At 72.7% G+C, this 1,819-nt stretch carries 2 protein-coding genes; both read left to right on the forward strand.

The features are described 5' to 3' along the window. Positions 1 to 422: 422 nt before the first annotated feature. Positions 423 to 1,262, forward strand: a complete 840-nt coding sequence (locus tag C1J00_RS42795) for a hypothetical protein (protein WP_102914165.1) — start codon at positions 423 to 425, stop codon at positions 1,260 to 1,262. Positions 1,263 to 1,327: 65 nt separating this feature from the next. Next, positions 1,328 to 1,657, forward strand: a complete 330-nt coding sequence (locus tag C1J00_RS42800; protein ID WP_102914166.1) for a rhodanese-like domain-containing protein — start codon at positions 1,328 to 1,330, stop codon at positions 1,655 to 1,657. Positions 1,658 to 1,819 lie beyond the last annotated feature (162 nt).

Raw genomic sequence — 1,819 nt, forward strand, 5'->3', positions numbered from 1 at the left:
TTGCCTCAGATTGTGCGGGGCAGAACGATCAGGTCGGCGCGGAGAGAACGGCAGAGCCCGGCCCGGTTGACCACGTCCTGCGCCGCGATGTGCGCGACGGCACTCAGGTGCTCAGAGGTCAGCAGGGTGCCGGGTGCGGCCTGTGGGCATGTGGCTGCGGGTTGCTGTTGCGGGCAGGTGGCTGCGGGTTGCGGTGGTCGGGGCGGTGATTGTTTGGATCGTCGGCTGCGGTTGTGTAGATCATCGGCTGCGGCTGTGGGGATCGTCGGCTGTGATTGTGCGGATCGTCGGCTGTGACTGTGCGGGTCGCCGACTGTTGTTGCGGCTGCGGGGCGCCGGCTGTGGCGCTGCCGCCGGGTGCGACCGGTCGGGGCTGCCCTCCGCGGCGTGGGCGGGGCCGAGGCGTCACCTAGGCTGGTCGGGTGACGACCCCGGAAGCTGAGCAGGATGGCGGCGACGCCGCACGGCCCGAGGCGCGGCTGGAGCGGGCCGTGCGGGCCGCCGAGCAGGCGTTGATCGAGTACGAGATCGCGGTGGAGACCTTCCGCGTCGAGGTCGAGAACTTCTCGCGGCTGCACGAACAGAAACTCGGCCCGATCTACGCCCGGCTCGAGGAACTGGACGCCCGGATCCTGGAGGCCAGAGCCGCCCGCAGCGGCGACCCCGCGGACCGGCAGCGGGCGGAGGAGGCCAGGGCACGGCTCGCCCCCATACCCGGCGTCGAGGATCTCCTGCACGGCTGGATGGACGGCAGCGGTCTGTTCCCGGAGGCCTCCGCGATGCTCACGGACCAGCCGGTCCGACCCCCGCAGCGGGTCCGCCCCAGCGAGGAGGCCCGCAAGCTCTACCGCGACCTCGCCCGCAAGGCCCACCCGGACCTGGCGCAGGAGGAGAAGGAACGCGCGCGGCGCGAGGAGTTCATCACGCGGGTCAACGCCGCCTACGCCAGGGGCGACGAGGCCGAGCTGCGTGAACTCGCCGAGGAGTGGGCCAAGGGACCCGAGCTGCAGCGGGGCCCGAGCCGTGCCGAGGAGCTTTACACCCGGCTCGAATGGCTGGCCCAGCGCAAGGAGCTGCTCGGCCTGCTCGCCAGGGAACTGGAGGACAGCGCCATCGGCCACATGCTCCAGCTGGCCCCGGACGACCCGGACCGGCTCCTGGACGAGATCGGGCAGGGGCTGCTCGCCCAGGTCACCGAGCGCGAGACGGAGCTGGCCGCGCTGCTCGGCGAGGGAGAAGGCCAGGGCCAGGGCCAGGCCTGAGCCGTGCCCCGGCGTGGGTACGGGCCGGTTCGGGTAGCGTCGGAGGCATGAGTTTTGGAGCTGGTGTGCCCACGGTCGCGGTCGCGGACCTCAAGGACGGCGACTTCCTGCTGGACGTCCGGGAGGACGACGAGTGGAAGGCCGGCCACGCCGATGGGGCGCTGCACATCCCCATCAGCGAGTTCGTCGCCCGCTACGGCGAGCTGACCGAGGCCGCCCCGCAGGACGGCCGGGTCCATGTGATCTGCCGCTCCGGAGGCCGGTCCGCCCAGGTCACGATGTACCTGGCCCAGCAGGGCATCGACGCCGTGAACGTCGACGGCGGCATGCAGGTGTGGGAGGCGGCGGGCCGTCCCGTCGTGACGGACGACGGGCAGCAGGGGTTCGTCCTCTAGCGCCACCCGCGGGGCTCGCCTGCCTGGGCCCGCCCCCCGGGCTCGCCTGCCCGGATCCGCCCCGCTGGGCTCGCTTGCCTGGGTCCGCCTGCCTGGACTGGCCTGCCTGCCTGGGCCCCCTGCCTGGGCTCCCCTGCCTGGATCCGTCCGCCTGGATGGGCC

Origin of the sequence: Streptomyces cahuitamycinicus, assembly GCF_002891435.1 — a bacterium.
Taxonomy (GTDB): Bacteria; Actinomycetota; Actinomycetes; order Streptomycetales; family Streptomycetaceae; genus Streptomyces; species Streptomyces cahuitamycinicus.